Raw genomic sequence first — 6,699 nt, forward strand, 5'->3', positions numbered from 1 at the left:
GATGAGCCGTGGTGGCGGACCGTGTCCCATCCGATCGGACAACCGTTGAGCCGCCCGCGGCGCGCCGAGGCCGCGACCGGGACGCACGGCGGCGATCTCGATCTCGCGGGCGAGCGGTGACGTCGATCGGGGACGGCGCGTCTTCTGCACCGCAGCGATGTTCGGCATGTGCTACTGCCATGTCGTCGACGGCGGCTACATAAGCCCGGACAGCATCCACCAAGCCGGACGGTCCGGCCGTCGACGACGGCGTCATCGTGGACATCGACGGCGTTCTCGTCCTGGCGGATTCCGAGCATCAGGACGCCGCCACGACCTGGAAGAAGACCTTCGGGCGTCATCCGCTGACAGCGTTCGTGGACCACGGCAGCGGCGGCAGCGGAGAGACGGTCGCAAGCCTGCTGTGGCCCGGCACCGCGGGCAGCACACCGCGAGCGACCACATCGGCACGGCCCGGCTCGCTCTGGCCCAACTGCCCAAAGGCTACCGACTTGAACGGTGGACACGGGTCCGAACCGAATCCGGCGGCGGCACCCACGAGTTCCTGTCCTGGCTCGCCAAGCCGGGCAGACGGCTGACCAACTCGGTAGGGATGGCCATCACCGACGCCGTCCGCCAGGCAGTCCTCGAGGTCCCGGCCTCTGCCTGGACCCCAGCCGGGCTCGGCAATCGAACCCGGCGGCGAGATCCGCAACGGTGCCAGGGCCGCCGAACTCGGCGGCGATGTCCTCACTGGCCGGACCCACGGGATGTGACTGATCATCCGCAATGAACGGCTAAGCCCTGGTGCCCAGTTGCGCTTCACCGACGTCGACGGCCTGCGGCACACCGCGTTTGCCAACACCCCCCGGCGCCCCGATCGCCGCACTCAAACTGCGGCACCGTCAGCTTGAGTGTGCCTGATCCCACTGGAAGTCGGGTCCGTCGAGGGCCAGGAAGTCCCTCTGCGGAAAACCCGGTTGGTGCCGACGGTGCGTCACATGTAAGGGTGATCATCAGACTGTCGTATTGCGCGTGGGAACGGGGGGTTGTCGCGTCGTGGGGTACACGATTCCTGAGGGCGTCGACACGATGCTCGATGTCGTCGGTGTGGGCTGGCCGAATGTGGACGAGGACGCGTACCGCGACATGGCGGACTCGTTGAGGGAGTTCGCGGACGACGCGGACGACGACGCGGGGACCGCGTACGGGCACATACAGACACTGCTCTCCAGCGGGCAGAGCGAGTCGCTGACCGCTCTGGACAAGCACTGGTCGAAGGTGCAGGGCAAGCACAAGGACCTGGCCAAGGCGGCCCGCTTGGTGGCCGGTGCACTCGACCGGGTCGCCGACATCATCGTCGCCCGCAAGATCGCCGCGGTGGGCGAACTGGCAGACCTGTGCGCCACGGTGGGCGTCACACTGGCGCTCGCACCGGTGACGGCCGGCCTGTCGACGCTGCTGGCCGGCGCCAAGATCGCCGCAACCCGGATCGCGTTCAAGAAGATCCTGAAGGAGATGGCGGAGGCGGCCGTCGCCGAGATCGTCGCCACACTCACGGAGCCCGCGGTTGCCGCGATCGAGAACATCGTCGCCGACCTCGCGATCCAGACCGCGTTCAACGTCACCGGCGTTCAGGACGGTTACAACACCGACCAGACGAAGCAGGCGGGCAAGGAGGGCCTCCAGATCAACTCCGCGGGCGGTCCCACCGGTCCGGGCTCCGGCGGTGGCCCGGAGATCGACCACGACGCCCACGGCAAGGCCGGAATGCACCTGGCCTCCGTGGAGGTCACCATGAAGTCCCGGGCGGGCAGCAAGCTGGGCAAGGCCAAGGGGCACCACGGCCGGGCCAAGGGCAAGGATTCCCTGACCGCCGTCCTCGACACCACCATCGAAGGCATCACGGAGAAGCTCACCAAGGCGCTCGACGACCTGGGGGACCACGTCGGTAAGAAGGTCCCCGCCGCCATCTCCAAGGGCTCCAAGACGCACAAGGACACCGACGGCGACGTCCGCGACCGCGTCAAGGCCATCGCGGCGAAGGACGGCAAGGACGCGGGCGGCCTCGACGGTCGCCGTGGCAGCTCGGAGCCCGGACGCCGACGCCCCAAGTCGATGCGCGAGATGCTGGACCGCGTCCGCGAGGTCGCGATGTCCCTGCTCAGCAGGCGGTGCAAGACCGACCCGGTGGACGTGGCCACCGGAGAGATGGTGATGACCCAGACGGACCTGGTCCTTCCGGGCATGCTGTCCCTGGTGCTGCGGCGCACGCACGTATCCGGCTACCGCTTCGGCCACTGCTACGGCAGCAGCTGGGCATCCACATTCGACGAGCGCCTGGAGATGACCGGTGCAGGCGCCGCTTGGGCGCGAGAGGACGGCTCGGTCCTGTTCTATCCGGCGCTGCCGACCGAAGGCGGCCAGCAGATGCTGCCGCTGGAGGGTGATCGGCTGCCGCTCGTCTTCGTCGAGCGGGGGGTCCTCGGTGATGTCACGTACGCGGTCACCGACCCGCGTTCGGGACTCACCCGGCGCTTCACGGGCAACCCGTACCGCTCGGGTCTGTACTGGCTGAGCGAGGTCGAGGACCGCAACGGCAACGCCTACCGGATGAGCCGCACCGAGGACGGCCTGCCGGTCCACGTGAGCCACGACGCCGGCTACCGGGTGCGCGTCGTCACCGATCCCGAACGCGAAGTTGTCACCGCCTTGGACGTGCAGACCCCTGATGGGCCGGTGCGCGTGGCCTCCTTCGGGTACGACACGGAGCGGAACCTGGAGTCCGTCGCGGGTTCGTCCGGTGTACCGCTGCGCTTCACCTATGACGACGACCATCGCGTCACGTCGTGGACCGACCGCAACGGCCACACGTACAGCTATGTGTACGACACCGCGGGCCGGGTGGTGGAGACCATCGGCCCCGACGGGGCGCTCTCCTCGCGCTTCTCCTACGACACCGCGGCCCGCGCCACCCGATTCACCGACTCCACGGGTGCGGTGACCGTCACCCGGTTCAACAGCCTCGGCCAAACCGTCGCCGAGACCGACGCCCGCGGCCACACGGTGCTGTTCACCTGGGACCGCTACGACAATCTGCTCTCCCGCACCGACGAACTCGGCAACACCGCCGAGTTCGGCTACGACGAGCGTGGCGACTTGATCACGATGCTCCTGCCCGACGGGCGCCGCGCGTCGGCGGTCTACGACGAACGCCATCTGCCCGTATCTGTCACGGGCCCGGACGGGTCCGTCTGGCGGCAGACCTTCGACGAGCGAGGGAACCGGCTCTCGGTGACGGCCCCGGACGGAACCTCGACCAGCTACACCTACGACGCGACGGGCGCCCCCGCCACGGTGACCTTCCCGAGCGGCGTGACGGAGCGGCGGGTCAACGACCCAGCGGGACTCACCCTGTCGGCCACGGATTCCCAGGGCGCCACGTACACCCTCACCCGGGACGCCTTCGGGCGGCCTTACGAGTCGGCCGACGCAGCCGGTTCCGTCACGCGGCTGGAGTGGACGCCGGACGGCCGGCTGTCCCGCCGCACAGCCCCGGACGGCACCACCGAGTCGTGGACCTGGGACGAAGAAGGCAACTGCCTGTCGCACACCAACACCCTGGGCGGCACGGTCCGGTTCGAGTACACCTGGTTCGATCTGCTGGCCGCACGAACCGGTGTGGACGGGGCGCGCTACGAGTTCACGTACGACACCGAACTGCGGGTCACCGGAGTCCGTAATCCCCAGGGCCGGACATGGGCCTATGCCTACGGCCCGACCGGACTGACCAGGTCGGAGACGGACTTCGACGGCCGCACCACGAGCTACGAGCACGACGCGGCCGGGCGGCTCGTCGCCCGCGTCAGCCCGTCGGGCCACCGCGTCACCATGGCCTACGACGCTCTCGGCAATCTGCGGGAGAAGGACGCCGCCGGGACGGTCACCCGATTCACCTACGACGCCGCCGACCGGCTGACCCGGGCCGAGACACCGACGTCCATCGTCTCCCTGGAGCGCGACGCGACGGGCCGACTGCTGGCGGAGACCATCGACGGCCGCACCATGCGGTTCGGCTACGACGCTCACGGCGAGCTGATCTCGCGCACCACACCGACCGGCGCCGTCACGTCGTACGAGTACGACGCGGGCGGCAATCGGACCCGCGTCGCGGTGAGCGGCCACGCCATCGACTTCAGCCGCGACGTACTGGGACGCGAGCTGACCCGCACCTTCGGGCCCACCGCCGCCCCGGTGACGCTCGCCTCCACCTGGGACGCCATCGGCCGTCTGACGTCCCAGACGGTGTCCACGGACCGGCGCACGGTACGCTCCCGGGCCTTCGGCTACCGCGCCGACGGCCTGCTCACTTCGGCTACCGACGAACTCAACGGGCTGACCACCCGATTCGACCTCGACCCGCTGGGGCGGCCGCTCGGGCTGACCGTGGACGACTGGTCGGAGCGGTACAGCTACGACGCCATCGGGAACCAGACCGGCGCCCAGTGGCCCGATCGGGCCCGCCCCACGGAGAGCCGCGGGGAGCGGGTGTACGAGGGTACACGTCTGGTCTCCGCGGGCGGGCTGCGCTACGAGTACGACGACGCCGGCCGGGTCGTACTGCGTCAGAAGAAGCGGCTGTCCCGCAAGCCCGAGACCTGGCGCTACACCTGGGATGCCGAGGACCGGCTCACTTCCTGCACCACCCCGGACGGCACGGTCTGGTGCTACACCTACGATCCCTTCGGCCGTCGTACCGCCAAACACCGCATGGCCGCCGACGGGACCACGGTCGCCGCCACGGTCCTCTTCTGCTGGGAGGACACCCGGCTGGCCGAGCAGACCGACACCGCGTCCGGTGTCACCCTGACCTGGGACCACGAGGGCTACCGTCCCCTGTCCCAGTTGGAGCGCCGCACAGTCGGCGACGACGCCCAACAGGACGAGATCGACAGCCGCTTCTTTGCCATCGTCACCGACCTGGTCGGCACGCCGACCGAACTCGTCGACGAACAGGGCGGGATCGCATGGCACAGCCGCTCCACCGTCTGGGGGCTCACGGCCTGGAACCGCGACGCCACCGCCTACACCCCGCTGCGCTTCCCGGGCCAGTACGACGACCCGGAGACCGGTCTCCACTACAACGTCCACCGGCACTACGATCCGGAGACGGCCCGCTATGTGTCGTCCGACCCCCTGGGACTCGCCCCTGCCGCCAATCCGTCCGCCTATGTCACCAATCCGTACACCTGGATGGATCCCGAGGGGCTGATCGCCAAGGGATGCACCGAGAACGGCGGATGGTACGGCGGCTTGCTGCCGGCCAACGAGAAGGCGGACGGGACACGGTTCCCCGTCTCAATGGAGGTCAACCACATTCCGCCCAAGGCGGCTTGGAAGCAGGTCATCGAGCCGGGCTTCTACATCGCGAACAAGCCGCACAAGAAGCAGAAGGTCAACAACGGCCCGGCCATTCGGATGGAGCGGGCCGACCACAAGAAGCTGAACAGCACCGACAACGACCTGGTGGCCCAGGCATGGCACCAGTGGCAGCGCGAACTGATCAGCCAGGGACGGCTCACCGAGGCTATGCGGATGGACATCGACGACATCAAGCACAAGTTCCCCGGAAAGTACGACGACCACATCCGGGAGATGGTGGAGAGCCTGAAGCACAACAAGAACTTCCAGGCGCTGCTCACCAAGAAGGGCTGGACGATCGACGAGGCCGAACTGCTGCGATGAAGACTCCGATGCGATTTGCACCGCCCCCCGGGATTGGGGCACGGGGGATGAGGCAGAGTAGGCGGCGGTACCCATCGGACGGTCGGAAGGGATGGCGATGATTCTGGAGCTGCTGCCGGAGGTGGGAGTCGCTACGCTCAGGCTCGGCATGTCGGCCGACGATGCTGTCGGGGCCGCGCGCGAACTGGGCTTCGCCCCGTCCGACCCGGACTACGGCGACGCGCCTGGACAGGTGCTCTGCGAGCACGCGGAGTCCCAGACGGAGTTCAATCTCGGCTTCACCAAGGGCGCGCTGACCGACATCCATGTCTACCGGTTCCGAGTCGAGGACGCGGATGTGGCGGTCGTCCTCGACGGGTTCGACGTCTTCCGGACTCCCAGCGAAGAACTGCTGGAGCGCCTTGAGGAACGAGGCCACACGGTTGAGCAGAACGACGACGGGGTGGACACGCTTCCCGACCTCAGGGTGATCCTGTCGAACGAGAGCAGCTTCGATTACCCGATGGACGAGGAGGGGGACCCGATCTACTTCGACTACGCCCTCGTCACCTCGGTGGACTTCCGGGGGCCGCGCGGGGACTGACTCCGGCGGCCGTCGACCGGGCCGGTCGTCCTCGGCCCGCTCGAACTCGTCGGGGACGACCGTGAACGTCATACCTGGAAGACGTACTGCCACGCGGAGCGCGGCCGGTCCGTGTTTCGGAGCGCTCCTCGCGGCCGGCCGCGGAACAAGGCGGCGGCGGGCCCTTGTTCCGCGCCGCGGGCGATGACCAGGACGATGGCCGGCACTTCTGGCATCTCACAACGCCCAATCAGATCTCGAAGAGGCCGAGCACCACGATGTCGCCGGAGGCGGCTTGGGGCCTGATAGAGCGTCATATGGCCCGACATCCACATGACGCCGGCCGAGGGCATGCGAGCGCATCTGGACCTCCAGGGCGGGCAGCCGTCGGGGGTGATGCTGCCGATCCGCTG

At 68.5% G+C, this 6,699-nt stretch carries 2 protein-coding genes and 1 pseudogene; all 3 read left to right on the forward strand.

Going from position 1 to position 6,699, the window contains the following annotated elements:
• Positions 1–227: 227 nt before the first annotated feature.
• Positions 228–885, forward strand: a pseudogene (locus tag BLT82_RS38505) (transposase); the annotation flags it as partial.
• Positions 886–1,038: 153 nt separating this feature from the next.
• A complete protein-coding gene (locus BLT82_RS36035) occupies positions 1,039–5,724 on the forward strand; it encodes an RHS repeat-associated core domain-containing protein (protein WP_093662648.1) in 4,686 nt (1,561 codons plus the stop codon).
• 91 nt (positions 5,725–5,815) lie between these two features.
• Positions 5,816–6,307, forward strand: a complete 492-nt coding sequence (locus BLT82_RS36040) for a hypothetical protein (protein WP_244529941.1) — start codon at positions 5,816–5,818, stop codon at positions 6,305–6,307.
• Positions 6,308–6,699: the final 392 nt, after the last annotated feature.

The sequence above is a fragment of the Streptomyces wuyuanensis genome, assembly GCF_900103455.1.
In the GTDB taxonomy this organism is placed as follows: Bacteria; Actinomycetota; Actinomycetes; order Streptomycetales; family Streptomycetaceae; genus Streptomyces; species Streptomyces wuyuanensis.

Coding starts and splice junctions, on each gene's coding strand:
- BLT82_RS36040 (WP_244529941.1), top strand. CDS start 5,816: ATGGCGATGATTCTGGAGCTGCTGCCGGAGGTGGGAGTCGCTACGCTC.